The following is a 25,232-nucleotide window of genomic DNA, read 5'->3' on the forward strand; positions in this document are numbered from 1 at the left end:
CGATGATCCGCAAACAAGACCGTCGTCTTCGTGTCGGTGTGCTCGGCTGCGGGCCGATCGCGCAGTTCGCGCATCTGGAATCCTGCGTGAAGGCGGCCAATGCCGACCTCTACGCGATCTGCGACGCGGCGCCCGACCTGCTTGCGCGCATGAGCGCCACCTACGAGCCGCAAAAAATGTATGGCGACTATGACGAGATGCTCGCCGACCCCAAGTTGGAGGCGGTGATCGTCGCGACGTCCGACGCCTACCACGTGCCGATGTCGATCAGGGCGCTCGAAGCAGGCAAGCACGTGCTTTGCGAAAAGCCGATCGGCATTTCCGTCGAAGAAGGCGAGAGGCTGGCGGAAGCGGTCAAGCGCTCCGGCAAGGTGCTTCAGGTCGGGCATATGAAGCGCTTCGACCCGGCGCTGGAGGCGGCGCGCGATTTCGTGCGCGACGAGATGGGCGAGATCCTGGCGCTGAAGGCCTGGTATTGCGATTCCACCCATCGCTACACCAATACCGACGCCGTGCAGCCGCTGCCCGTCACCAGCAAGCTGGCGAGGAAGCCGGCCGGCAATCCGAAGGCGGACCTGAGACAGTATTTCATGCTGGCGCATGGCTCGCATCTGGTCGACACGGCGCGCTTCCTGTGCGGCGACATCACGGCCGTGCGCGCGCGGCTCAACGAACGCTTCGGCGCTTATTGCTGGTTCGTCGAGACGGAGTTCGCCAATGGCGCGCTCGGCCATCTCGACCTGACCGTTGCGGTGCGCATGGACTGGCACGAGGGCTTCCAGCTCTATGGCGAGAACGGCTCGGTGATCGCGAAGACCTTCAATCCCTGGTATTTCCGCGCCAGCGAGGTCGACATTTTTCATGAGAAGGACGCGACGTCGCGCAAGCCGCTCGGCGCCGACGGCCACTTCTTCCGCCGCCAACTGGAAGGCCTCGCCGACACGGTGCTCAACGGCGAGCCGCAGCGCGGCGCTACCGTGGAGGACGGGCTCGCTTCGATCCGCGCCATGGTGGCGATCGCCCGCTCGGTCGAAAGCGGCCAGCGCGTTGAGCTCGCCGGCGTCACCGGAGCGATCTGATGCAGGTCGGGGTGTTCGCCAAGATTTTTCCAGGCGGCGAGCCGGCCGGCGTGCTCGCCGCCGTTCGCGAAGCGGGCTTCGCAGTCACCCAGTTCAACCTTGGCTGCGCCGGCCTGCCGTCGATGCCGGACGATGTTCCCGACGCGACGATCCGCGCCATCGACGCAGCGGCCAAGGCTAGCGGCGTCGGTCTCGTCGCGCTGTCGGGAACCTACAACATGGCGCATCCGGACAGCCGGGTGCGCGATGACGGGCTGCGGCGGCTCGGGGTGGTCATTGAGGCAGCCGCCAGGCTTTCGATCCCGCTGGTGACACTGTGCACCGGAACGCGCAACGCCGAGGACCAATGGGCGCACCACCCCGACAATGCCGATCCCTCGGCTTGGGCCGACATGGCGCGGGAAATGGAGAAGGCGCTTCAGCTCGCCGAGCACCACGGCGTCGATCTCGGCATCGAGCCGGAGCAAGCCAACATCGTCACCTCCGCCGATGACGCCGCGCGGCTGAATTCCGAAATGGGTTCGAACCGGCTGCGCATCGTGCTCGACCCCGCCAATCTGTTCGAGCGAGCGAATGCCGACGAGGCACGCGGCATCGTTGCCGAAGCGGTCGAGCGCACGGCGGGTCATGTCGCGCTTGCGCACGCCAAGGACCGTTTCGCCGATGGGCGCTTCGCCACGGCCGGACGAGGCGTGGTCGACTTCGACGATTTCGTCGCTCGCCTGAGGGCCACAGGCTTCGACGGGCCGCTGGTGACGCACGGGCTTTCGGCCGAGGAAGCGCCGGGCGTCGCCCGCTTCCTCAAGGGGCTCATGTGATGGGCACGCTGCTGCGCGACGGTGCCACGCTGCATATGACCGACACCGGCGAAGGCCTGGCGGTCGTCTTTCAGCATGGGCTCGGCGGCGGCGAGGCGCAGGTCGCGCAGACTTTCCCCGCAGGCTTCCGGCGCATCACGCTGGAATGCCGCGGGCATGGCGGCTCTGGGCTTGGCAAGCGGCGGCCGTTCTCGTTCGAAATCTTCGCTGACGATGTGCTTGCCGCCGCCGATCGTGCCGGCCTCGACCGCTTCGTTGCCGGCGGCGTCTCGATGGGCGCCGCGATCGCGCTTCGCCTCGCCTGCCGTCATCCGCGGCGCGTCGCCGCCCTGGTCCTGGTGCGGCCGGCATGGACGTTTTCGCCGGCACCGCAGAACATGCGGCCGATCACCGAGGCCGCCGAGCTCATCCTGGAACACGGGGCCGACAAAGGGCGGACGATCTTCGCACGATCGGACACGGCCACGCGGCTCTACCGCGAGGCGCCCGACAATCTGGCCTCGCTGCTCGGCTATTTCGACCGGCCCGACGCCAAGGGGTTCGCGCAAGTGCTCGCCGACATCGCCAGCGACGGTCCAGGCGTTTGCGACAGCGACGTCGCGGCGCTCGACATTCCTGCGCTGGTCGTCGGCAATCCGATGGACGCGGTGCATCCGCTGTCGAGCGCCTACACGCTTGCCGCCGCGATGCCCCACGCGGTCTTCGCCGAGATCACGCCGAAGGCGCGCAACAGCGCCAGACATTTCATCGAACTGCACGAGCAGATCAGTTCCTTCCTCCAGTCCAACTCGAATGCCCGGAGCCTCATTCCGTCATGACCGCCAAACCCGTCTCCGGACCCGCGGCAATAGCCGCACTGCCGCGCAACCGGCTTATCGGCGAATTCTCGCTGTGGTCGGCGGATCTCGCCAATATGGAGCGCGACCTGAAGCGCATCGAAGCCCATGCCGATCTGCACCACATCGACGTGGCGGACGCCCGCTTCACCCCCGGCTTCTTGTTCTTTCCCGACATGGTGGCGCGCATCGCCAAGCTGACGGCGAAGCCGATCCACGTCCATCTGATGGTCGAGGCCGAGATCGTCGAGGCTCAGACGCGCCAGTTCATCGAGGCTGGTGCCGATCTCGTAACCATCCATGCCGAGAATGGCGCGGCAGGCTTGCGCGCCGTGAAGCTGGCGCGTGAGCTCGACGCAGAGGCCGGAGTGGTGCTGCGGCTGGAGACGCCCCTTGAAGCGATCGAGCCGTTCCTGCCACGCGTGGCCTTCGTGACGCTGCTCGGCACCTCGATCGGGGTCAAGGGACAGAGTCTGTCCGAGGAAGCCTGCCCAAGGCTGGTCGAGGCGCGCGCCCTGATGAGGAAGGCCGGCCGCGAGGGCGACATCCGGCTCGCCGCCGATGGCGGCATCCGCCATGAGACGGTGCCGCTGCTGCGCGCCGCCGGCGCCGACACGGTGGTGCTGGGCTCGCTCGCTTTCGGCGATCCCAATCTCGCCCAGCGCATGGCCTGGCTGCATGGACTGAAGGCCGCCGCCTGATGAGCACGATCGCCCTTGCCTTCGATCTCGGCGGCACGGAACTGCGCGGCGCGCTGGTCGAGCGCAGTGGCGAAGTCGTCGAGCGCGTCTCGGCGCCGACGCTTGCCGGCGCCGGATCGGAAGCGGTGATCGGCCAGATCATCGCGCTGGCGGACAGGCTGCTTAAAGAACACCCGCAGGCAAAGGTCAGCGGCATCGGCATGTGCGCGCCGGGGCCGCTCGACCCCAAGGCAGGCATCGTCATCGGGCCGCCGACGCTCGCCGGCTGGCACAACGTGCCGCTGATCGACATCCTCAGCCGCCAGTTCGGCTTGCCGGTACGGCTGGAGAACGACGCCAATGCCGCGGCGCTCGGCGAGTGGCGTTTCGGCGCCGGCCGCGGCGCGGGCTCGCTGGTCTTCGTCACCGTCTCGACCGGTATCGGCGGCGGCGTGGTCGCTGATGGCCACATCTACCATGGAAGGCGCGGGCTCGCAGCCGAGATCGGCCACATGACCATCACCGGCGAAGGCGACCGCTGTTTCTGCGGCAACGTCGGCTGCTTCGAGGCCGTTGCTTCCGGCACCGCGCTCGGGCGCCGGGCGACCCGCCTCACCAAGCCAGGCGACGGCTCGGTGCTCAGACGTCTTTCCGACGACGGCGACGTCTCGGCCCGGCATGTCGTGGATGCCGCGCGCGCCGGCGACGCGGCCGCCCGCGAACTGGTCGAGACCGAGGCGAAATGGCTGGGCATCGGCTTCACCAATCTCCTGCATCTCTATTCGCCGGACCTGATCGTCATGGGGGGCGGCCTCGCAAACGGGTTCGATCTGCTGGCGCCGGGCATCAGGGCGACGGTCGAGGAACGCGCCATGCAAGCCTATCGCGACGTGCCGATCGTGCCGGCCGAGCTCGGCGATCGCGCCGGGCTGGTCGGCGCGGCAAGCCTGATCCTGTGGGAGGGCGAGCCGGGAACGGCGCTGGCGATGGTGCAGAATGAGCAGACGAAGCCCGTCGAAAAGGCCGGCGCTTCGGCCCGATCGATCATCGAACGGATGAAGGAGAGCGAAGGGAACTGAGACCGCTCGCCTTCTTATTGTCTGCGCCCGGCTCGGTCTTGGGCTGAGGTCGCGCCAGAAGATAAAGGGCGGCCACGTGCGTAATCATCAGCAGGGGCACATAGATGATCGGGATCGCGTATGCGGCGCCCAGCTGCCCGGCCTGCTCGGGCAGATGAAGCACGGTGCCGTGATAGTAGTCGCCGACGAGGTCGACTATTCCTACCAGATTGAAGGCTGCGACGGACGGCCAGAAGATCGAGGGCCGCCTCACGCCAAGCAGCGCCAGCATGGCCAGCAGCCCGGTCGCGAAATCGCCATAGGCGGCAAAGACGGCGAAGTCCGCCGGGAGGTTCGGGCCAACGACGCCCGGAACCAGGAAGGCCAGCCCGAAAAATCGGAAGCTGTGCAGCGTCGCGATGGCGCGCTGCGCCTCGACGCGGTCCATGAGCCTGAGCCTCGGCCAGATATAGGCGCCGAAGCAAAGCAGCCACGGGACGTAGCCCAGGAGGAGATGGATGCTGAAGATCGTGGCCGGCGTCATTCTTTGTCTCCCGTCAGACATTGGCTGGAACGGCTTCGAATACCGCCGTCAGGATACCGAGACGGCCTTCCAACAGATTGCGTCCAAGATTGGCGGCATAATCCGCGGAACCCGGCCCCATGACGACGCCGAGATTTAGCGAAGGCGGCGGCCCCGACGCCCGCAACCGCACGCGATCCAAATCGTCCGTCATTGCCACTTCCCTTCAGCCTTCCAATCGACAACACAGATACGACCGCTTTGTGCCGGGAACTATCCGCGATAATCTCCATGGGTCATGAAGCAAAACTTCACAGTCCGGCATGGCGCGCTCGACGGCGTCGAGGCGTTCCTGAGCGTCGCCAGGCATCGCAATTTCCGCAAGGCGGCGGCGGAGCTTGGCGTCACGCCGTCGGCGATCAGCCAGGCGGTGCGGACTTTGGAAGGGCGCATCGGCGCCGCGCTGTTCGTCCGCACGACACGCAGCGTCGGCCTGACCGAAGCCGGCGAGCGTTTTTTCTCGCGCGCCCGGCCAGCCTTCGAGGAATTGATAGCAGCAAGCGAGGTCGCGCGCGAAATCGGCCAGCGGCCGGCTGGACTTTTGCGCCTGTCGGTTCCGCCTGCGGTGGTGCCGACGCTGCTGGAGCCGATGATCGCATCCTTCTGCCAGGCCTATCCCGAGATTGAGCTGGAGATCGTCGCTAGCGGCGAACTGGCGGACCTCGCAGCCGAGGGATTTGACGCCGGTATCCGGCTCGGCGACCTCATCGCGGCCGACATGGTCGCGGTTCGACTGACGCCGTCCTTTCCGATGGTGGTCGTCGGCAGTCCCGGCTATCTACGCCAGCGAACAACGCCGGAGCGCATCGAGGATCTGCGCCACCATGCCTGCCTGCGCCTGCGCCGATCGAACGGTTCGGTCGCGCCGTGGCGCTTCACCAAGGGCAACAAGGCGGTCGAGGCAATCGTTTCCGGGCCGTTCATTGCACACGACTATCCCACGCTGCTTGGCGCTGCGATCCAGGGCGCCGGGCTTGCCCAGGTGCCAAGCCCGATTGCCGCCGCGGCGCTCGCAGACGGGCGCCTCGAAACGCTGCTTTCGGCCTTCGCCGCGACATCGCCGGGTGTCTTCCTCTACTATCCGGAAAAACATCAGGTCCTGCCCAAACTGCGCGCATTCATCGATCACATCAGGTATCGAGGCGGCGCCGAGACCACCCGAAAACGGCCGAGGGGACGGCAGGCTCAGGCTTAACGCATCAGACCGATCGACCGGGCACACGCCTCTCTCAGATGCGGAGCAGATCAGCGAGGCTGTCGGACTTCTCGACCTTGTCGGTGAGATCGAGCCCCGAGAGCAGATCGACCAGATGGCTGTTCATCAGCGCCGCGGCGTCGGCGCTGTCGCCGGCTTCAATGGCGTCGACCAACGCGTGATGGGCATGTTTCTCGCAGGTCGCGTCGCGGCGTTTCCAGTAGAGCGCGATGATCAGCGAGGAATGGGAGACGAGGTCGCGCACGAAGTTGGTGAATACCGAATGCGCCGCGATCTCGGCGATGCCGACATGGAAGCGCGCCGACAGCATGATGGCGTCGCTATCGCGACCGGCATGCAGCGCCTCATGCTCCTTCTCGAGATGCATTCGCAATTGCGCGATGTCGGAGGGTACCGCCGCCTTGGCGGCGAGCGCCGCCACCTTGGGTTCGATCAGCGCCCTCGCCTCGAACACTTCGCGCGCCTCGATCTTCGAAGGCTGCGCGACGAAGGCGCCGCGATTGGGCTCCAGCCGCGCCAGCCGGTCATGCGCAAGGGCCTGCAAGGCGGCGCGGACGACGGTGCGGCTCACTGAATAGATCGATGCCAGCTCGTCCTCGGGCAGCTTGGTGCCCGGAGCGAGACGATGGCTGACGATGGCGTCTCTCAGCCCATAGTAGATCGGCGACCAGCGCGCTGCCGGCTTGTCGTCGCGATCGTCTTCTCTGAGTACCGTCAACATGCTTTCAATGCGCAGGCCCGACGCGGCCCGCTCTGCCCCCAAATCGCCAGCGGCCGGTCCAATCTAATGGCGCTCGCGCCCCGGTCAATCCCGCGGGATCGATCTCCCGGGGCCACGTTCAGCCGGGCGAACCGGCGCCCGGGGGAGACGCCGAAGCGAAGATACCCGCGAAACGCTTGCCTCGCGGGGCGGCATAGCCGCCGATCTTCGATGTCTTCAAGCCGACCTTGAACAGGCTCTCGGCCAGGGTGACGGCGCAGACGACGCCGTCAAGCACCGGAACGCCATGCTCTTGCGACAGGCTGTGCGCAAGGTCGGCCATGCCGGCGCAGCCCAGCACGATCGCCTCGGCGTGATCCTCGCGAATGGCGCGCGCGATCTCGTCCGAGATCCGATGCCTGGCGTTCGAGCCTGGCCGTTCAAGCTCGAGCACGGCGACTTCCGACGAGCGCACTTTGGCGCAGCGCGAGGAAAGACCGTATTTCGCAAGGTTGTGCTCGATGGCGGGGACTGAGCGGGCAAGCGTGGTGACCACGCTGAACTTGCCGGCGACAAGGCTGGCGAGATGGAAGGCCGCCTCGCCGATGCCGATGACCGGCGCTTCGGTCGCGCAGCGCGCGGCGTCGAGCCCGGTATCGTCGAAGCAGGCGATCACATAGGCATCCGCCGCCGGCGCCTTGCTCATCTCGGCAATGATGCCCGGTACGGCGAACACCTCGTCGAAATAGCCCTCGATGCTCGGCGGACCATCGGCCGGATTGACAGCGACGATTTCGGTTCCTGATGAGGCGACGCTTGTCGCCGCCTTGCCGATCTTGCCGGTCATCGAGGCGGTCGTGTTGGGGTTGATGACGAGTATGCGCATTAAAATCAGCCTCAGATCTCGCCGCCGAGATAAAGACGTTTGACCCGGTCGTCGCTCAGCAATTCGGCGGAGTTGCCGCTCAGGGCGACGCTGCCGGTGGTCAGCGCATAGGCGCGCTGCGAAATGCGAAGCGCCATGCGGGAATTCTGCTCGACCAACAGAACGCTGACCTTCTCGTCGCGGTTGATGGCGACAATCGAGCGGGCGATGTCCTGGACAAGTTTTGGCGCGACTCCGAGCGACGGCTCGTCGAGCAGCAAAAGCTTCGGCTTGGCCATCAGCGCGCGGCCGATGACCAGCATTTGCTGTTCGCCGCCGCTCATCGTGCCGGCAGCTTGGGAGAAGCGCTCCTTCAGCCGGGGAAAGCGCCCCAGCACCATCTCCAACGTCGCCGCGATCTCGGCCTTGCTCGAGCGCGTGAAGGCACCCATCAAAAGGTTGTCCCTGACCGTCATATAGGGAAAGACGCGGCGCCCTTCCGGCACCATGGCGATGCCCATCTTGACGATCTCGTCTGGAGCGGCACCGTCGATGCGCTTGCCGCTGTAGTGGATCTCTCCGGACCTTATCCGGTTGAGCCCGGTAATGGCGCGCAGGATCGACGACTTGCCGGCGCCGTTGGCGCCGATCAGCGCGACGGTCTCGCCCTCATTGACCTCGAGCGAGACGCCCTTCAGCGCATATACGTGATCGTAATAGAGTTCGACGCCGGCGAAGTTCAGGATCTGGTTCATAGCCCGATCGCCTCGTCTTCGCTGCCGAGATAGGCTTCGATGACCTTCTCGTTGGCCTGGATTTCCGACGGTGTTCCCTCGGCGATCTTCTGCCCGAAATTGAGCACCACGATGCGGTCCGAGATCTTCATCACGGCCGGCATGTCGTGCTCGACGAGCAGGATGGTAAGGCCGAGATCGCGCAGGCGCCGCACCATCGCCACCATGCGCATCGTCTCCTCGTGATTCATGCCGGCAAAGGGCTCGTCGAGCAGCAGGATCGAGGGATCGGTGGCAAGGCCGATGGCGATGCCCAGCGCCCGCAAATGGCCATGTGGCAGGTTGCGGGCGATCTCACTGGCAAGCGAGGCCAGGCCGAGCAGCGCCAGGATCTCGTCGGCGGACTGGCCGAAAGCCGCTTCGTCGGCCTTGGCCGTGCCGGTGCCGAGAAAGAAGCCGACGAGGCTCGCCTTCGAGCGCAGATGATGCGCGATAATGACGTTGTCGCGCACGCTCATGTTCTTGAAGATCGTCGTTTCCTGGAAGGTGCGCACGACGCCCTTGCGCGCGGCGATATGCGGCGCCATGCCGGAGATGCGTTCACCCTTCAGGCGGACCTCGCCGGACGTTGGCCTGAGAAACGACGAGATCAGCTTGAACAGCGTCGATTTGCCGGCGCCGTTCGGACCGATGACCGAGAGAATCTCCTTCTCGCGCACCGAGAAGGAGACGTTGTTGACCGCGACGAGACCGCCGAAGCGCTTGGTGATGCCGGAAACTTCGAGCATTTCGGCCATGGCTCAAGCCTTCTTCCGGGTCGGAACCGTGAGGCTGAGCAGGCCGTTGGGCAGCACCAGCATCAAAACGATCATCAGGCCGGAATAGATCAGGAGCTGGAATTGGCCGGTCTGGAACAAGAGGTCCCAGCCGAAATAGAGCACCAGCGTGCCGAGCATCGGACCGAACACGTAGCCGAGGCCGCCGAGGAAGCAGTTCAGCATGAAGTTGACGGAATCGGTGACCGTGAAGCTCGACGGATAGATCGACTGCGAGATGGCGGCGAAGATGGCGCCGGCGAGACCGCCGAAGAAGGAGGACACCGCATAGGCGATGACGCGCAGATAGGCGATGTTGACGCCGATCGAGGAGGCGAGTTCCTCGTTCTGCTGCAGCGACTGGCAGAGCTTGCCGATGCGCGAGTTGACCAGCCGATACATCACCGCGAAGCAGCCCACCATCAGCGTGACCGCCAGCAGGTAGAACGCGAGCCGCGAATTCTGCAGCGTGGCGAAGTCCGGGATGATGGTCAGCCCGAAGACCGAGAGCGCACCGGGCAGCGGGATGCTGACGATGCCCTTGGCGCCGTTGGTGATCGGCAGCGCCAGCGCCAAGAGCCGCACGACCTCAGTCAGAACCAGCGTCACCATGGCGAAATAGACGCCGCGCAACCGCAGGATCGGCAGACCGATCAGCACGCTCGCGCCGGCGCAGAAGAGACCCGCGACAGGCAGCGTCAGCCAGAACGACCAGCCGTTCATCACCAGTATGGCCGAGACATAGCCGCCCATCAGCGCATAGGCGCCCTGGCCGATATTGATGCGACCGATGTAGAAGGTGAGCCACACGCCGGCGCTGGCGATGCTGAGCAGCGCCACCGAAGTCAGCGTGTAGTAGAGGTCGATGCGGCCGCTGGCCGAGATCGCGGCCGGCACGGCGATGAAGACGATCGCCAGGAAGGCTGCGACCGAAGCGATCTTCATATTGCGATTGCGGGTCATGGCGCGATCAACCCCACGGCTTGCCCATCAGCCCGTTGGGGCGGATCGACAGAAACACCATCAGGGCGGCGAAGATGACGAGATAGGTGACGTCGCCATATTCGCGCAGCGCGGTGAGGCCAACCGATTCCATCATGCCGAGGATGAAGCCGCCGGCGATCGCCCCGCCGACGACGCCGGCGCCGCCGATCATCACCATCAGGAAGGCCTTGATCGAGATCGGGCCGCCAATGCCGGAATTGACGCCGGTGATGGTGACCAGCAGGCCGCCGACAACGCCCGCCAGCATGGCACCGAGCGCGAAGCCGATCATGGAATAGCGGTCGACCCTGACACCCATCAGCTGGGCCGCGACACGGTCCTGAGCGAGCGCGCGCATGGCGCGGCCGACCCGGCTGTACTGCATGTAAAGGACAAAGGCGGCGATGAAGACGATGGCCAGAGCGCCGACAACCAGGCGGTCATAAGGCATGATGATGCCGGCCTCGTTGAAGACGCCTTTGACGATCTTGGGAACGCCGCGCTGCTTCTCACCGAACATGAGCAGGATGACGGCGTCGAAGAAGAAGGCCGTCGCGGCGGCGAGCAGCATGGTGCTCTCCTCGCGGTGACTGCGGCGGATAACCGTTCGAAAGAGGAATCTCTCCATCAGCGCGCCGATGACGGCGAGCGTCACACCGGAGCCCAGCAGCGCCACCACGAAAGGCAGGCCGAGTTGGCCGTAGACGGTGTAGGTGATGAACCCGCCCAGAACGTACATCTGCCCGTGGGCGAAATTCAGCACGTTCATCAGGGCGAAGATCAGGGTTAGCCCGAGCGCGATCAGCGCGTACTGGGCGCCGAGATACAATCCGTTGGCGATGACCTGTTCCATGGATCCCTTCGATCTTCCGCGGGGTCCGAGCATCGCCCGGACCCCCGGCATTCGGGAGGAAGTAACCTTAGAACCCAAACCTAGTCGACGGAGCCGACGAACAGGGTCTGGAAAGCGCCGTCCTTGTATTCGTTGACCACCATCGGCACGGCTAGCTGACGCTTCTGGCCGAAGGAGGTCGCGCCGACATAGCTCAGCTTGGCGTCGCCCTTGAGGAAGGGGTTGGGCGCCGAGAAGGTGTCCATGGTCTTCTTGAATTCGTCGACATTGTTGATGGCGGCCGGATTGGCCTTCATCGTCTCGATGATGTACTCCAAAGCGTAAACCTTGGTATTGGACTCGTCGTTATACTCGCCGAACATCTTGGTGTAGCGGGCGACGAACTCCTTCATCTCGTCGGAAGCGATCTCCGGCGTCGAGGCACCGCCGACGGAGATGAAGCCGTTGGCGTATTCGCCGGCGCCCTCCTCCAGAACCTTGGCGTCCTGCGCCGTCTCGGTCGAGATCAGGCCCTCGAAGCCGAGCTCGCGGGCGGCGCGGATGAGCAGCGGCGCGTTGGCCGGCGCCACGCCGGACAGCACCAGCAGATCGGGCTTCAGCGCGACGATCGGGGTCAGCACCGGCGTGAAGTCGCGGGTGTCGTTCTGGTACGTGTCGTTCTGCGCGACGACGTCGAGCCCGAGCGCCTTGGCCGCCTCGACGCCGCTGTCACGCTGGCTGAGCGGGTCGGATTCGTTCGCGGCGACAAAGGCGATCGTCTTCACGCCCTTGTTTTCCTTGAGGTATTTATAGATCGCCGGGCCCGACTGGTAGTTGGCGATCATGCCGAGCACGGCGTTCGAGGCCGGCTTCTGGTAGAGCGCCTTCGGGAAGGCGTAGGGGAAATAGATGATGCCGTTGGCCTCGGCGACAGGGCGCACCGCAGCAGCGCCGTCATCGACATTGGGTCCGACGACATAGTGGATGCCCTCCTGCGCCATCTTCTCCATGCCGGCGATGGCGCGCTTGGGATCCTTCTGGTCGTCGAAGGTGACGATGTTGATGTTGTAGGTGTCGTCGCCGATCTTGACGCCGCCTTTTTCGTTGAGCCAGGCGGCGCGCGTCTGCATCGAGCGCACATTGGACGTGCCCCAGGCGGCGGCGGGACCGCTGGTGACACCAACAAAGCCGATCTTCAGTTCCTTGTTTTCAGCCTGCGCGGACGGGATGCCTATGGCGGCCATGGCCAGGGTCGAGGCGGCGCCAAGCACCAGCGATTTCAAAGTCGAGCGTCGGTTGATCATATCGGTTCCCTTCTGGTTATCGCGCTTTTGTTTTTGCTCATTGGCTGCGCGGATAGCCTATGGGAAGCCGCCTGGGACAGATTGTCAACAGATTTCTTTGTTATTGTATACAATGTTTGGGCTGAATGTGTGCGACGGCAGAGCGGCCCAACCGCGGGGCAGGCTGAGGACTGGCTGTCCGAACGGCCAGCCACCTCGGCGAACGATCAGTTCGCGGCATGATCAATGGGGCGGTCGCGGCTTGCCGACGGCTGGCCCGTACGAATGGCGCGGGGCAGACCTCATTTTCCGCAGTGATGGTCGTTGATTTTGTTCAGCGCGTTCGCGTCCGGCCCCCTCCGGTGGTACGAACATGCGCCCGCCGCCGAAGTGACCAGCATGGCGTCATAGTAGCGCGGTCCGCCGAACAGGATGTCGATGAGGTCGCCTTCGGCCGGAACGTAGCGCTCCTGCTCGACCGGGCGCTTGAGCTGCCGGTCGCCGGCGAACGTCGCGCCGGACACGCCAATGGCCGTGGCCAGAACGAGAGCGGAGATCGCAAGGTTTTTCGTCATCGGCGGCACCCTTCCGGCCATTCGAATCAGCAGCATATCCAAAATCGGCAGCGGAGCAAAAGTTCCCCGACTCCACATTCAAAATAGCTTGGCCCGATTGGGCGCTACACTCCTTCCCCGGAGTTGCTGCGGCTACTCGAAGGAGTAGGTAAAACCTTCCTTGGACGCGCCGACGGTGACCTTCGTCATCTTCGCGCCCTCCAGCGAGCGGTTGAGCACGCCGCGGCTGAGCTCCGGCAGCAGCGTGTTGGTGAGGATGGCGTCGATCATGCGGCCGCCGGACTCGATCTCGGTGCAGCGCGCCTTGACCAGATCCATGACGCCGTCGCCGATGACCAGTTCGGCATCGTTGGTTGCTTTAAGCCGCCGCGCGATCTTGCCGAACTGATGGCGGGCGATCGCCTCGATCATCGAATCCGACAGTGGATAATAGGGTATGGTGACCACCCGACCGAGGAAGGCGGCCGGAAAAACTTTCAGCAGCGGCGTGCGCAGGGCCGCGTCGAGATCGTCAATGCCGGTCCGCACGGTGCCGCTCTTGGTGCGGTCCATGATGACGTCGGAGCCGACATTCGAGGTGAGCAGGATCAGCGTGTTCTTGAAATCGATGCGCCGGCCCTCGCTGTCGTCCATCATGCCCTTGTCGAAGACCTGGAAGAAGATTTCGTGGACGTCCGGATGCGCCTTCTCGACCTCGTCGAGCAGGATCACCGAATAGGGTTTGCGCCGCACCGCCTCGGTCAGGATGCCGCCCTTGCCGTAACCGACATAGCCGGGCGGCGCGCCCTTGAGCGTCGAGACGGTATGCGCTTCCTGGAACTCGGACATGTTGATCGAGATCAGGTTCTGCTCGCCGCCATAAAGCGTCTCGGCAAGCGCCAGCGCGGTCTCGGTCTTGCCGACGCCGGAGGGGCCGCAGAGCAGGAATACGCCGACCGGCTTTTCCGGCGCGCCAAGGCCGGCGCGGCTGGTCTGGACACGTTTGGCGATCATCTCCATCGCGTGATCCTGGCCGACCACGCGTTCCGAAAGGGTCGCGGCCAGCCTGAGCGCTTTCTCGGTCTGGCTGGACAGCATCCGTCCGGTCGGGATGCCGGTCCAATCCTGCACCACGGCGGCGACCGCATTGCGATCGACCGAAGGCAGGATCAGCGGCGTCTCGCCCTGCGCCGCGGCAAGCTCCGCCATCAGCTCGCGCAGCCGCGCGAGATCGGCAGACGAACCGGCCGATCCCTCGGCGATCGTCTCTCCGACGACCGCCTCGGGTTCGACCGCCTCGCCCTTCGCCGCCTTGGCTTTCGAGCCCTTGGATTTCGCGGGCTTGGTTTCAGCCGCCTTGCTCTCGGGCGCCTTTGCTTCGGGAGTTTCGGACGCAGCCGGCTCAGCCGCTACGGTTTCCTCCCCGGCCTCCCCCCCCGCCGCATCGAGCGGCACACCTTCACCGCGCAGTTTAGCGCGCAGGTCAAGAATCTCGGCGACCAGTGCTTTCTCGCGATCCCAGCGCGCCTGGGCGGCGGCTAAGGTGGTCTCGGTTTCCGCCAGCCCGGCATCGACGCGAGCCTGACGGTCGGCGACCTCGATGCCGATCGCCGCCTCGCGGCCGATGATGCCGCTCTCGACCTCCAGCGCCTGGCGGCGGCGCAGAATGTCTTCGACCTCGGCCGGCGTCGCATGCTGCGAGACCGCGACGCGGGCGCAGGCGGTGTCGAGCAGGCTGACGGCCTTGTCCGGCAGTTGCCTGGCCGGAATGTAGCGGTGCGAGAGCGCGACCGCCGCCTCGATCGCCTCGTCCAGTATCTGGACCTTGTGGTGCTGCTCCAGGACGCCGGCGACGCCGCGCAGCATCAGCACGGCCACAGCTTCCGACGGCTCCTCGATCTTGACCACCTGGAAGCGGCGCGTCAGCGCCGGGTCCTTCTCGATATGCTGCTTGTATTCGGCCCAGGTCGTGGCGGCTATGGTGCGCAGCTCGCCGCGCGCCAGCGCCGGCTTCAAAAGATTGGCGGCGTCGCCGGTGCCCGCGGCACCGCCGGCGCCGATCAGCGTATGCGCCTCGTCGATGAACAGGATGACCGGCACCTCGGAGGCCTGAACCTCGTCGATGACCGCCTTCAGCCGCTTCTCGAACTCGCCCTTGACGCTGGCGCCCGCCTGCATCAGCCCGACATCGAGCATGCGCACGCTGACATTCTCAAGCGTCGGCGGCACGTCGCCCTGGGCGATGCGGAGCGCAAATCCTTCGACCACCGCCGTCTTGCCGACGCCGGCCTCGCCGGTCAGGATCGGGTTGTTTTGGCGGCGACGCATGAGGATGTCGACGATCTGCCGGATTTCCGGGTCGCGGCCGACGACCGGGTCGATCTTGCCGTCGCGGGCGCGCAGCGTGAGGTCGGTCGCGTATTTGGCCAGCGCCGAATCTCCGCCCGGACCGCGCTTCATCGGCTGTTCGGCGGCGGCAGAGGCGGGAGGTGTGCCGGCTTCGAGCGAGCCTTCGGTGACATCGGCGAAACGGGAAACGACGCCGTCGGCATCGATTTTGTCGAATTCGGCGCTGATTTTCGACACCAGGCCTTCCAGTACCGGCGTCCTCAGGCAGGCCAGGAGGATATGGGCGCTGCGCACCTCCTCGCCGCCGAACTCCAGCGTCGCCAGGTTCCAGCCTTCCTGGATGGCGTGGAAGATGTGATCGGAGAATTCCTCGACGGAGGTCGCGCCGTAAGGCAGCTTGTCGATGGCCCGGGTCATGTCAGCCGTCAGCCGGCTGACGTCCAACCCGGCATCGGCGATGATCATCTGCACGTCCGAGCGCTCGGACAGCACCAGTTGCTGGATGAAGTGGACGAGCTCCACATAAGGATTGCCGCGCAGCTTGGCCGTGTCGGCCGCGGCCTTGAAGGCGCGCACCCCCGTGGCGTTGAGCTTGGCGACCAGTTCCTTACGCTTGAAGCTCTGCGATGACCGGCGCTGTTCCATTCGAACCTGCTCCCGCAATCTGCCAACCGTACCCTGCCATATAAGCGGCGGCTTGACAAAGCCGTGTGACGGATAAGGCGTTTGGATCCATCCGGGCGGCACTGCCCGGTTACACAAGCTCTGCAATGTCGTGCAAGAAATACCGGATTGCGGTGCGGGCTATGCGAGCCATTTCACATACCCGGCCCGGCAATCGCGCAATGGGTTTTGCTGAAAGAAACGGTCGCGTTTAGCATCCGTTAGTTTTTGAGCAGCTGCTCAATTGTCGTGACGCGAGGCCGGTGGTAACGTTGCGTCACATAGGGTCTCAGGGCCGCTGGCTGGGGGTTAGTGTGATTGATCTCGCACTCTGGCTGAATCCTCTGAACGGTGAAAATCCGTCGGGAGAGGACTTGCGTAACGACCCGGCCTTTCATGAGCTGGAGCGCCTGACCGAACAGCAGAAAAAGGTCGAATACGAAGGAAACAACAAATCGGAAGTCGATGTTCCGGTCGACTGGTCCGTCGTACTCACCAAGGCGGAGGAGTTGCGGTCGCACGGGCGGGACCTGCGCCTACTCGTCCTGGTTGTGCGTGCCCTTGCCAACGAAGAACAGCTGGGCGGGCTCGCCGAAGGCCTGACGCTGATCGCCCAAACCTTCGACAGGCATTGGGAAACGATGCATCCGGCACTGCGCTCTGGCGCCACGCCGCGCGAGGCTGCCTTGCGGCGCATCAATGCGCTGATCGACCTGCAAAACAGCCAGGACGGGCTGCTCAAGGATCTGCGCGGCATGGTCTTCTTTGCGCCGCGCACGGTCGGCCCGATCAAGGGAGAGGACCTGGAGAAGGGCAGCCTCGACGAACACGTCATGCTGCAGGAGGCTGCTTCGGGACTGGGCGCGGCGGAAAAGGCGGCGCTGGTGAGCGGCCACAACCAGCTGGTGAACCGGGTGCGCACCGGGTGCAAGGCGCAAGTCGATCAGGCCGGCGAGGCGATGACCTCGCTGCTCGCCGACGCCCGCGCGGTGATCGCCGCTCTCGACGAGGTCGACGCCGCCCTCAACAAGCGCATCGACGGCAATGGCCCCGCCATTCCGGAATTGAGACGCTTCCTGCAGCGATTGCTGACGACGCTGGAGCGGAATTCCGCCGCCGGTGCCGGGGCGAACGGGGCCGCAAAGCCAATCCCGCAGCCGGCGGAACCGGCAGCGCCCGGCCCAAACGGCCATGGCGCCGAAAGGATGGGCGCCGAAGCGAGGGGAGCCGAATCGATGGCAAGTGTCGCAAGCTATGCGGAACCGGGCGCCGGGCTGCCCGACCGGATCACCTCGCGCGACGACGTCGTCAAATGCCTGGATCTCGTCGTCGCCTTTTATGACCGCACCGAGCCGTCGAGCCCGATCCCGCATCTCGCCCGCCGCGTGCGCCGCATGGTGCACATGGATTTCGTGGAATTGATGGAAGATCTCGCCCCATCGGGGCTGAAGGAGTTCCGGCTGCTTGCCGGTGTCCCCGATCCGAAGAAGCCGGCCCAGAAGGATGAAAGGTAACAAGCATGCCAGCAGAGAGCAAAGCGAAGGTCATCGAAAGAAACCGCGCCCCGCGCGTGCAGATCGCCTATGACGTCGAGACCTACGGCAGCCCGACAACGATCGAACTGCCGTTCGTCATGGCCGTGATGGCCGATCTTTCCGGCGCTTCACAGACCAAGGAAGCGGTGAAGTCAGTGCTCGACCGCAACTTCGTCGAGACCGACGCCAATCGGTTCCCGAAGTTCATGGAGGCCATGGGGCCGCGGGTGAAGGCACGAGTAAAGAACACACTCCCGCAAGCCGAGGGCGCCGAGCGGGACGAAGAGCTCGCGATCGATCTCACCTTCTCCAAGATGGGCGATTTCGCGCCGGACAAGATCGCTGAGCAGGTCCCGCAACTGGCCGAGATCCTCAAGATGCGCCGGCAGCTCGAAGAGCTGCTCGGCTTCATGGACGGCCGCGTCGACGCCGAAAAGCGCATCGCGCAGCTTCTGAACAACGAACCGCTGCTGAGCAAGATCGCCGGCCAGGCGATTTCTGAGGGCAAGGGCGAGGAGTAAGTCATGGCTGAACAGCAAAAAACCGCAGCCGCCACCGCCGAGGCGGAAGCGATTGACCTCGGCGAATTCAGCGGCCTCCTGGAAAAGGATTTCAAGGTCAAGAAGGACGACAGCGAGAAGCTCCAGCAGCTGGTGCGCAACCTGGCGCTGGCGGCGCAGTCGCGCTCCGAAACCACCACCATCTCGTCCAATGCGATCAAGTCGATCAAGTCGCTGATCGCCGGCATCGACAAGATGCTGACGACGCAGGTCAACGAGATCCTGCACGCGCCGGAAGTGCGCGAGATGGAAGGCACCTGGCGCGGCCTCTGGTATCTCGTCAACAACACCGAGACGGATACGAAGCTCAAGATCCGGGTGATGAACATCTCCAAGGAACAGCTGGCCGACACGCTGGAAGACTATGAAGGCCAGATGTGGGACCAGAGCCCGATCTTCAAGAAGGTCTATACGGACGAGTATTCGATGCTGGGCGGCGAGCCGATCGGCTGCATTCTCGGCGCCTACGAATTCTCGAACCATCCGCGCGACGTCGGCCTGCTGCGCAACATCTCCGGCGTCTGCGCCTCGGCGCACACGCCCTTCATCGCCGCCGCCTCGCCGCGCCTGTTCCGCATGGACAGCTGGCAGGAACTGCCCAACCCGCAGGACCTGCAGATGATCGTCAACAACCCGGCCTATGCCTCGTGGCAGTCGCTGCGCGAGAGCGAGGACGCCCGCTATATCGGCCTCACCATGCCGCGGGTGCTGGCGCGCCTGCCTTACGGCTCGGAAACCGTTCCGGTGAAGGGTTTCACCTTCGAGGAAGAGGTGGGAGGCGACCACAACAAATATGTCTGGATGAACGCCGCCTTCCCGATGGGCGTCAACATCAACCGCAGCCACAAGCTTTTTGGCTGGGGCACACAGATCCGCGGCGTCGAAAACGGCGGCACGGTGCTCAACCTGCCGGTGCACGCGTTTCCGACCGACGACGGATCGATCGCGATGAAATGCCCGACGGAAGTCGCTATCGACGACCGGCGCGAAGCGGAGCTCGCCAAACTCGGCCTGATGCCGATCCTGCACCGGAAGAACACCGACCTTGCGGCCTTCATCGGCGCCCATTCGCTGCAGGACGACGAGACCCGAGCCGGGCGTCTGGTCGATCCCGACGCGCAGGCCAACGAGCGGCTCAGCGCCAACCTGCCCTACCTGTTCCCGGTCTCGCGCTTCGCCCACTACCTCAAGGCGATCGCGCGCGACAAGATCGGCTCGTTCAAGGAACGCACCGATATGCAGATCTGGTTGACCGAATGGATCAACCGGTACGTGCTGGCCAATCCAGCCTTTGCCGACGACAAGGCGCGCGCCAAGCGCCCGCTCGCCGCGGCCGAGGTCCAGGTCGACAGTGTCGAAGGCCGGCCCGGTTACTACAACGCCCGTTTCTATCTGCGTCCGCACTACCAGCTGGAAGGCATCAATGCCTCGCTCCGGCTGGTGTCCGAACTGCCGTCAGTGAAGGGGTGAAATCGCAAGCATAGTCATCTTGTTTGGTTTGAGAGCGGTGGAGAAAGACAATGCCTTCAATGAAGATCGATGGTTTTCTGAAAGTTCCGGACATCAAGGGTCCCAGCGTGCGCGACGGCCACGAAGATGAGATCGAAGTCCATGGCGTCGACTACAAGATGATCGCGCCTTACGATCCCAATTCGCTCTCGCGCCGCGGGCGCGTATCCTTGGGGATGATCAAGTTCACCAAGCATTACGACAAGGCGTCGCCTTACCTGAAGAAGGCGCTGTTCGACAACAAGGCGCTCGACGAAGTGGTGTTTTCGGCGCGCCGCACCATCGACGGCGAGACCAGCGATTATCTGGTGGTGACGCTCACCGACGCTTCGATCATGGAATACGACATGAAGCAGGCCGATGACGAGGCCGACCTGATCGAGGAAGAAGTGAGCTTCGCCTACAAGAAGATCAAATTCGTCTACGACAAGGACGACGAGATCGAAATGGATGTCTATGTCGGCAAGTGAGGCCAAAAGGCCCGGCGCAAGGGCGCAGCTCGCCGGCAGTTCGCGAGCAAAGCGCGAGGCGGTCCAGCCCTCCCTCTGGGACCGCCTCATCAACGACCTGCCCGGGCTGACGTCGGAGATCGAGGGGCTGCGTCGCCTGCTGGAAGAAGAACTCGGCGCCGAGCGCGTCGAGGCTCTTCTTGCCGGCAGCGCACGCACCATCGATGCCGATGCGGAACTCACCCCCGACCAAAAGCGGCGCCTGCACCGTCTGGTGTTCCAGGCCGAACATCGCGCCGAGATCGAAAGCCGCGGCGTGGTGGTGTCGGCGCGGGTGCTCAGGGAAGCCGTCCGGCGCGACATCGAAGCCTTGTTCAACACCGAGCGCTTCGAGTCCGTTCCGATGCTTTCCGATGCCGAGCACGAACAGCCCCTGGACGAGCTGCCGTCGCTTGCCGACTTTCCGGAGGTGCGCCGCAGCGTCGTGAACTACGGCGTGCCGTCCTTCTCCGGCCGCTCCTCGCGGGACTTCGACCGCGATACCCTGGCGCGCGAGATCCGCGCGGTGCTCGCCACCTTCGAGCCGCGGCTCAAGGAAAGCGCCACGACGGTCAATGTCACCCTTGGCGACAAGAGCGTCGGCCTGAAGATCGAGATCGACGCCGTGCTGATCATGACGCCGACGCCGGAGCGCATGCGGCTGCGCACCACGATCAATCTCGACAACGGCCTGGCGCGAACCGAATTCCGGGAGACCTGAGATGGATCGGGTCTTCGTCGAATATTACGAAGAAGAACTGACCCATATCCGGGCGCTCGCGGCCGAATTCGCCGATATGCATCCGGCAGTCGCCCGCAATCTTTCCCTCGACACCGTTCCCTGCCCGGACCCCTATGTCGAACGGCTGCTCGACGGCGTGGCCTTCCTTGCCGCGCGCACGCGGCTGAAGGTCGACGCCGAGCGCTCGCGCTTCTCGCGCGCCGTGCTCGACGTGCTTTACCCGGACCTGGTCACCCCGGCGCCGGCAACGGCGATGGCGGTGCTGAAACCCGGCCAGCAAGTGCAGTCGATGATCGCCGGTCATACAGTCGCGCGCGGCACACGACTGGTCTCCAGCCTGCATCCGGGGCTGTCGACGCGGTCAACCTTCAGCACCGCGCAAGAGATCACGCTATGGCCGATCGCGATCACCTCCGTCAGCTATTTCCAGGATCGCAGCGCGCTGGCTGCCGCCGGCATCGGCCCAGTCGCCGGCGCGCGCGGCGAGGCAGCGCTGCGCGTCGCGCTTGCGCGCACCGGAAAGGGCAAGCTCAGCGAGCTGTCGCTCGACCGTCTCGATCTCTATTTCGCCGGTCGCACCAAGGCGCCGCTCCTGTTCGACGCGATCTTCGGGGCCTGCTCGGCCGTCGGCGCGCGGGCGGAAGGAAAGACCAATCCGCTATCGGCGCTGCCCGAGCCCGAGATGGTCGGCATCCGCGACGACGAGGCGCTGATGCCGCGCACCCGCCCGACCTTCGAGGGCTACCGCCTGCTGCGCGAATATTTCATGGTCCCCGAACGCTTCCACTATGTGCGGGTCGCCGGCCTGCAGCCGGTGGTGCGCAGATGCGAGGCGGGGATGGAGATCATCTTCCTGTTCCGCCGCCCGGTGCCCGAGCTCGCCGACGTTGCGCCGGCCGATTTCGAGCTCTTCGTGACGCCGCTGATCAATCTCTTCGAGCGCGAATGCAACGTCATCGAGATCGATCCGCGCAGGACAAGGCAAGTGCTGCATGCCGATCGAACCAGAGCGCGCGATTTCGAGATCTTCCGCGTCACCCGAGTGGAGAATGCCGACGCGGAGGGCAGCGAGGCCGAGATTCCCGAGCTTTTCAGCCTGGGGCAGAACCGCGGCAGCGGCTGGGTGTATTCGACCGAGCGGCGCCCTCGCAGGGCCACCGAAGATGAGCGTCGCGACGGCCTGACCCGCACCTCCTACACGGGAGACGACGTTTTCCTCTCGGTGTCGCGCCCGGCCGGCAGCCCGGCCAACCGGCCGCTCAAGCGCCTCGACATCATGGCGCTTTGCACCAATCGCGACCTGCCGATCCTCGACGACACACCGACACTGACGCTAGAGACGGCGGACCCGGTGGAGGCCGTCAGGCTGCTCGGCGCGCTGCGGCCGCCCCAGCCGTCGATCCCGGCGTCGCTGCCGGCGGGCGCCGAAGGCGAATCCCGCGCCGACAATCTTGCCTGGCGGCTGGTGGCGCAGCTCTCGCTCAACTTCTTGAGTCTCGCCAAGGAAGGCCGCGGCGTCGATCCGCTGCACGCGCTGCTCGATCTTTATGCCGACCGCGGCGACCCGAGCCTCGCCCGCAACGTGCATTCGATCACCCGCATCGACTCGCGCCCGGTGATCGAGCGGCTCAAGATCGACGGGCCGATGTGCTTCGGGCGGGGCACGGAAGTGACGCTGCATGTCGACCAGTCGGTGCTGGCGGGCCAAAGCACGCTTTTGCTTTCGGCCCTGCTGGCGCGGCTGTTTGCCCGCCATGCCGGGATAAACGGTTTCGTGCGGACACGCACGCGGCTGCTGCAGAAGCAGGAGGATGTGCCATGGCCGATGACGCCCGGCAATCGCTACCTGATCTAGCACGACCCGCCCCGAGCGAAGCCGCCCCAGACGGAATCGGGGCGTTGTCGGAAAGCTTCGACTTCTTCGAGCTGCTGCGCCGGCTGGAGCAGAGGGGCGGGCTGTTCGGCTATTCCGGCCAGGCCAATCGCGAGCCGGCGCGGCTCGGCCAGCATGTCCGCCTGAGCTTCTCGGCCAGGGACGTGATGAAATTCCAGGAAGCGGGCGAAAAGGCTCCGGCGCGGGTGACCGTCGCCAATCTCGGACTGCTCGGGCCCGAAGGGCCGATGCCGCTGCATCTGACGCGCTGGGTGCTCGACCGGCTGTCGCAGCGCTGGTTCACCGGCACGCAAGCGGAGCAGACCAGCGACACAACCTTCGTCGACTTCGTCAACATCCTGCAGCATCGGATGATCGCGCTTTACTATCGCGCCTGGGCCGACGCTCATCCGGCGGTGCAGGTCGAGCGCTCGGTCGGCGGGCGCGTCCGCGCCATGCTGGAAGCAATGTCGGGGATCGGCCTTCCCGGCACCCAGGATGCCGAACTCGACGCGGTGCGGCTGCGCCAGGCCGGCTCGCTGGCCCGCCAGGTTGACGGTCCGGAACGGCTGACCTTGTTTCTTGCCACGGCCTTCAAGGTGCCGGTCGAGATCAAGGAATTCGTCGCTTCCTGGATCACCATACCGGCGGCACTGCAGAGCCGCGTCGGCAAGGCCTATGCGGCGCTCGGGCGCGGGGCGACGATCGGCCCGCGCGTCTTCAGCCGCCAGAGCCGGATCGAGTTGCGCGTCGGCCCGCTCGATCTCGACGACTTCAAGTCCTTCCTGCCTGGAGAGCGGCGCCTCGCCCTCTTCAAGAAAGCGGTGCGCGACATGATCGGCGAAGCGCTGGATGTCGATTTGCGGATCGTGCTTGCGCGCGACGCCGTGCCGCCGCCGAAGATCGGCACCGTCCAGCTCGGCCGAACCTCCTGGCTTGCTCGCCCCGCCGAGAAGGGAGACGCCGACGATCTCAAGCTCCGCACTGTCGTCGGCTGGCGGCCGGAAATGGCGGAGGCGGCCGCATGAGCCTGCTGCTGACGCTGGAACAAGGCCCGCGCTCCCAGGTGGTCAGGCAGACCCGGCTGGACGAAGGCGAGCTGGTGATCGGGCGCAGCGCCGATGCCGGCTGGCAGATCGACGATCCGGACATGTTCGTGTCGCGCGCCCATTGCAAGATCAGCGGCGGCCGCGACGGCTACTTCGTCACCGATACATCGAGCAGCGGGCTGTTCATCGACGATTCCGACAGCCCGCTCGGCACCGGCAGGTCGGCACGGCTGCAAAGCGGCATGCGTTTGAGACTGGGCGACTACGTGCTCTATGTCGAGGTCCAGCCAAGCGCGAGCCAGACTTCGGTCGGTGAGGCCGCCAACCATTCCGCCGCCGCCTGGTCGGCGCCTCAGCAGCGATCTTCGCCCAGCATTGGCGGCGACGATTTCTTTTCGGCCAAGGTCGAGGAGGAGCCGCGGCGGCCGCGGCCGGCCGATCTGCCGGACCCGTTCGAGCAGCCTGTGCCCGGCGCGTATGACCGCGCCTCGAACCAGCGCAGTTCGCCCGCCTTCGACGACCCATTCAGCCTCGACCCGGTAGCGACACCGGCCTCGGACGACGACTCGGCAACTGGCCGGTCCGATCCGTTCGGCTTCGGCGACATGCCCGCGCGCGGCGATACGGCGCAGCCGGCGCCGAAACCGACCGGCTTCGACGACTTCGGCTTCGGCCCAGCCGCGACGCCTGCCTCCGCCAACGGCGCGCATACGGCCCGTCGCAGCGAGCAGCCGGCCGAAAAGCCGCAGGTCGCTCCTCCGCGGGACTTGCCGGCGCGCACGCCCGAGCCGCCTCCTCCGCCGCGCCCGGCTCCCGCGCCCAGGCCGTCCCGTGCAGCTCAGCCTCTGCCCGGCGATATGGCGCTGCGCGCCGCCTTCCTGCGCGGCATGGGGGTCGAGGAGGCCGATTTTCTCGGGCGCGACGCGATCGCCGAGATGGAAAAATTCGGGCGCGAGTACCGGCTGATGCTGGACGGCCTGATGCAGCTTCTGCGCAAGCGCGCCGAGGAAAAGGGCAGCGCGCGCGTTGCCCAGACGGTGGTCGGCGCCTCCGAGGTCAACCCGCTCAAATTCCTGCCGACGGTCGAGGATGTCATCGTCACCATAATCTCGGAGCGCAGCCCCGGCTTCCTCTCCGGCGAGGCGGCGATCGGCGATGCGGTGAAGGATCTCGCGCAGCACCACGTGCGCGCCTGGCGCGGCGTTCAGGCAGCGCTGCGGCGCATGATCGACCGGTTCGATCCGGCGACGATCGAGGAAGAGCTGAAATCCAATTCCGCGATCGGCAACCTGCTTGCGGGCGGCCGCAACGCCAAGCTGTGGGAGCTTTACCAGAAACGCCATCGCGACATCGCCCAAAGCGCGGAATCGAGTTTCCTGGGCGAGATCGGCGCAGACTTCAGGGATGCATACGAAGAGGAGTAGGAC

25 protein-coding genes are annotated in these 25,232 nt (G+C 65.3%); 14 read left to right on the forward strand and 11 right to left on the reverse strand.

The genetic code is table 11. The features are described from left to right. Positions 1-2 precede the first annotated feature (2 nt). From EOD29_RS09190 to EOD29_RS09210, 5 genes are read left to right on the forward strand one after another with little or no spacing between them, the layout of a single operon-like run. Positions 3-1,079: a Gfo/Idh/MocA family oxidoreductase gene (locus EOD29_RS09190; protein ID WP_127246502.1), complete on the forward strand. Its 1,077-nt coding sequence runs from the start codon at positions 3-5 to the stop codon at positions 1,077-1,079. Next, positions 1,079-1,897 carry a sugar phosphate isomerase/epimerase gene (locus EOD29_RS09195; protein ID WP_127246503.1) on the forward strand — a complete coding sequence of 273 codons (819 nt, stop codon included), beginning with the start codon at positions 1,079-1,081 and terminating at the stop codon, positions 1,895-1,897. Before EOD29_RS09190 ends, EOD29_RS09195 begins: the two co-directional genes overlap by 1 nt. Then, positions 1,897-2,715, forward strand: a complete 819-nt coding sequence (locus EOD29_RS09200; RefSeq protein WP_127246504.1) for an alpha/beta hydrolase — start codon at positions 1,897-1,899, stop codon at positions 2,713-2,715. The genes EOD29_RS09195 and EOD29_RS09200 overlap by 1 nt, the downstream gene beginning before the upstream one ends. Then, positions 2,712-3,434 carry a ribulose-phosphate 3-epimerase gene (locus tag EOD29_RS09205; RefSeq protein ID WP_067327651.1) on the forward strand — a complete coding sequence of 241 codons (723 nt, stop codon included), beginning with the start codon at positions 2,712-2,714 and terminating at the stop codon, positions 3,432-3,434. Before EOD29_RS09200 ends, EOD29_RS09205 begins: the two co-directional genes overlap by 4 nt. Next, complete coding sequence (locus EOD29_RS09210) at positions 3,434-4,492, forward strand: ROK family protein (protein ID WP_245475288.1); 1,059 nt, start codon at positions 3,434-3,436, stop codon at positions 4,490-4,492. Before EOD29_RS09205 ends, EOD29_RS09210 begins: the two co-directional genes overlap by 1 nt. On the opposite strand, the gene EOD29_RS09215 is transcribed toward EOD29_RS09210, so the two are convergent. Next, positions 4,458-5,015, reverse strand: coding sequence for a hypothetical protein (locus EOD29_RS09215; protein ID WP_245475289.1), 558 nt, complete (start codon positions 5,013-5,015; stop codon positions 4,458-4,460). The genes EOD29_RS09210 and EOD29_RS09215 overlap by 35 nt on opposite strands. A 13-nt stretch (positions 5,016-5,028) precedes the next feature. Further along, on the reverse strand, positions 5,029-5,208 hold the full coding sequence (locus tag EOD29_RS09220; RefSeq protein WP_245322305.1) for a hypothetical protein: 180 nt from the start codon (positions 5,206-5,208) through the stop codon (positions 5,029-5,031). 84 nt (positions 5,209-5,292) lie between these two features. On the opposite strand from EOD29_RS09220, the gene EOD29_RS09225 reads away from it, so the two are divergent. Beyond that, on the forward strand, positions 5,293-6,249 hold the full coding sequence (locus EOD29_RS09225; RefSeq protein WP_127246505.1) for a LysR family transcriptional regulator: 957 nt from the start codon (positions 5,293-5,295) through the stop codon (positions 6,247-6,249). 34 nt (positions 6,250-6,283) lie between these two features. Here EOD29_RS09225 and EOD29_RS09230 read toward each other — a convergent pair whose 3' ends face one another. The 9 genes from EOD29_RS09230 to tssH all read right to left on the reverse strand — a co-directional run bounded on the left by EOD29_RS09230 (position 6,284) and on the right by tssH (position 16,031). Continuing rightward, the gene (locus tag EOD29_RS09230; protein WP_095823898.1) at positions 6,284-6,991 is read right to left on the reverse strand and encodes a GntR family transcriptional regulator; all 708 of its coding nucleotides are present in this window, start codon (positions 6,989-6,991) and stop codon (positions 6,284-6,286) included. Between the two features lie 118 nt (positions 6,992-7,109). Beyond that, complete coding sequence (locus EOD29_RS09235) at positions 7,110-7,856, reverse strand: aspartate/glutamate racemase family protein (protein WP_095823899.1); 747 nt, start codon at positions 7,854-7,856, stop codon at positions 7,110-7,112. Between the two features lie 11 nt (positions 7,857-7,867). Next, positions 7,868-8,590: an ABC transporter ATP-binding protein gene (locus EOD29_RS09240; protein WP_066989044.1), complete on the reverse strand. Its 723-nt coding sequence runs from the start codon at positions 8,588-8,590 to the stop codon at positions 7,868-7,870. Then, positions 8,587-9,366 carry an ABC transporter ATP-binding protein gene (locus EOD29_RS09245; protein ID WP_095776295.1) on the reverse strand — a complete coding sequence of 260 codons (780 nt, stop codon included), beginning with the start codon at positions 9,364-9,366 and terminating at the stop codon, positions 8,587-8,589. Before EOD29_RS09245 ends, EOD29_RS09240 begins: the two co-directional genes overlap by 4 nt. A 3-nt stretch (positions 9,367-9,369) precedes the next feature. Continuing rightward, the gene (locus EOD29_RS09250) at positions 9,370-10,347 is read right to left on the reverse strand and encodes a branched-chain amino acid ABC transporter permease (RefSeq protein WP_127217174.1); all 978 of its coding nucleotides are present in this window, start codon (positions 10,345-10,347) and stop codon (positions 9,370-9,372) included. Positions 10,348-10,354: 7 nt separating this feature from the next. Then, the gene (locus tag EOD29_RS09255) at positions 10,355-11,221 is read right to left on the reverse strand and encodes a branched-chain amino acid ABC transporter permease (protein WP_127246506.1); all 867 of its coding nucleotides are present in this window, start codon (positions 11,219-11,221) and stop codon (positions 10,355-10,357) included. Between the two features lie 80 nt (positions 11,222-11,301). Continuing rightward, positions 11,302-12,504 carry an ABC transporter substrate-binding protein gene (locus EOD29_RS09260; RefSeq protein WP_066989051.1) on the reverse strand — a complete coding sequence of 401 codons (1,203 nt, stop codon included), beginning with the start codon at positions 12,502-12,504 and terminating at the stop codon, positions 11,302-11,304. 281 nt (positions 12,505-12,785) lie between these two features. Further along, entirely contained in the window at positions 12,786-13,094 is a 309-nt protein-coding gene (locus EOD29_RS09265; protein WP_245466744.1) for a hypothetical protein, read from the reverse strand. A gap of 96 nt (positions 13,095-13,190) precedes the next feature. Beyond that, the gene (gene tssH / locus EOD29_RS09270) at positions 13,191-16,031 is read right to left on the reverse strand and encodes a type VI secretion system ATPase TssH (RefSeq protein ID WP_127246507.1); all 2,841 of its coding nucleotides are present in this window, start codon (positions 16,029-16,031) and stop codon (positions 13,191-13,193) included. 332 nt (positions 16,032-16,363) lie between these two features. Between tssH and tssA the strand changes: the two genes are divergently transcribed. The 8 genes from tssA to tagH are packed head-to-tail and all read left to right on the forward strand — an operon-like array spanning position 16,364 to position 25,229. Continuing rightward, positions 16,364-17,563, forward strand: coding sequence for a type VI secretion system protein TssA (tssA, locus tag EOD29_RS09275; protein WP_067327623.1), 1,200 nt, complete (start codon positions 16,364-16,366; stop codon positions 17,561-17,563). Positions 17,564-17,568: 5 nt separating this feature from the next. Beyond that, positions 17,569-18,105: a type VI secretion system contractile sheath small subunit gene (tssB, locus tag EOD29_RS09280; protein ID WP_066989057.1), complete on the forward strand. Its 537-nt coding sequence runs from the start codon at positions 17,569-17,571 to the stop codon at positions 18,103-18,105. A gap of 3 nt (positions 18,106-18,108) precedes the next feature. Next, the gene (gene tssC, locus EOD29_RS09285; protein WP_066989059.1) at positions 18,109-19,614 is read left to right on the forward strand and encodes a type VI secretion system contractile sheath large subunit; all 1,506 of its coding nucleotides are present in this window, start codon (positions 18,109-18,111) and stop codon (positions 19,612-19,614) included. 59 nt (positions 19,615-19,673) lie between these two features. Next, the gene (locus tag EOD29_RS09290) at positions 19,674-20,123 is read left to right on the forward strand and encodes an Hcp family type VI secretion system effector (RefSeq protein ID WP_170950255.1); all 450 of its coding nucleotides are present in this window, start codon (positions 19,674-19,676) and stop codon (positions 20,121-20,123) included. Further along, the gene (gene tssE, locus EOD29_RS09295) at positions 20,110-20,862 is read left to right on the forward strand and encodes a type VI secretion system baseplate subunit TssE (RefSeq protein ID WP_067327620.1); all 753 of its coding nucleotides are present in this window, start codon (positions 20,110-20,112) and stop codon (positions 20,860-20,862) included. The genes EOD29_RS09290 and tssE overlap by 14 nt, the downstream gene beginning before the upstream one ends. A 1-nt stretch (position 20,863) precedes the next feature. After that, on the forward strand, positions 20,864-22,738 hold the full coding sequence (gene tssF, locus EOD29_RS09300) for a type VI secretion system baseplate subunit TssF (RefSeq protein WP_127246508.1): 1,875 nt from the start codon (positions 20,864-20,866) through the stop codon (positions 22,736-22,738). Continuing rightward, complete coding sequence (tssG, locus tag EOD29_RS09305) at positions 22,702-23,784, forward strand: type VI secretion system baseplate subunit TssG (protein WP_127246509.1); 1,083 nt, start codon at positions 22,702-22,704, stop codon at positions 23,782-23,784. Before tssF ends, tssG begins: the two co-directional genes overlap by 37 nt. Then, on the forward strand, positions 23,781-25,229 hold the full coding sequence (tagH, locus tag EOD29_RS09310; protein ID WP_127246510.1) for a type VI secretion system-associated FHA domain protein TagH: 1,449 nt from the start codon (positions 23,781-23,783) through the stop codon (positions 25,227-25,229). The genes tssG and tagH overlap by 4 nt, the downstream gene beginning before the upstream one ends. The last annotated feature ends 3 nt before the right edge of the window (positions 25,230-25,232 follow it).

The organism is Mesorhizobium sp. M1A.T.Ca.IN.004.03.1.1 (assembly GCF_003997555.1).
In the GTDB taxonomy this organism is placed as follows: Bacteria; Pseudomonadota; Alphaproteobacteria; order Rhizobiales; family Rhizobiaceae; genus Mesorhizobium.